Raw genomic sequence first — 726 nt, 5'->3', positions numbered from 1 at the left:
TAGTACAGGGTGTTGCCGTCGGCGCTGAACACCGGGCCGGCATCCCAGGCCGGGTTGGCGGCGGTCAGGTTGACCGGTGCCTGCTTGCCCTCGGCCTCCAGGCGGTACAGGTCGAAGTTGGTCGACCACGCTTCTTCGCGGCCGGCCACGCGGATGCTGGCCACCACGCTCTTGCCGTCCGGCGCCCAGGTGAAATCGTCATTGCCGCCGAACGGCTTGGACGGCGCATCGCCGGCCAGCGTAGCGCTGATCGCCGAGGCGCCCTTGACCGCAGCGGCCTTGGCAGCCGGCAGCGGGGCCACGAACAGGGTGTTGCGGCGGCCGTCGTTCCAGGTGTCCCAATGGCGCACGAACAGGCTGTCGAACACTTCACCGGTGTTCTTGCGCGCTTTGTGCGCGTCCAGCTTCTTGCTGGTGCAGGCCAGGTCCGAACCGCAGTCCTGGAACACGCCGGCGCTGAAGGCCACGCGGTCGCCCTGCGGCGAGATCTGGAAGCTGTCCACGTCCACCGCGAAATCGGTCAGCTGGCGCGGGGTGCCGCCGGCCAGCGGCATCGCGTACAGCTGCTGGCTGCCGCCCTTGGCGCTGAGGAAGTACACGGTCTGGCCATCGGCCGACAGCGCGGCCGAGTTGACGTTCCAGCCGGCCGGGGTGAGCGGCTTGGGCGGGGCTGCATCGCGGGTGCGCAGGTTGCGGATGAACAGGCCGGTACTGGCCTTGCTGTCA

General features: G+C 69.3%; 1 protein-coding gene. It reads right to left on the bottom strand.

Features of this window, described 5'->3' with window-relative positions:
* On the bottom strand, positions 1–726 hold a 726-nt coding region (locus INT12_RS30710; RefSeq protein ID WP_193059207.1), incomplete at both ends, for a TolB family protein.

Source organism: Pseudomonas sp. K8 (assembly GCF_014889455.1).
Classification (GTDB): domain Bacteria; phylum Pseudomonadota; class Gammaproteobacteria; order Pseudomonadales; family Pseudomonadaceae; genus Aquipseudomonas; species Aquipseudomonas veronii.
Note: the sequence above shows the minus strand (reverse complement) of the source record. Positions and strands in the feature narration are given on the sequence as shown.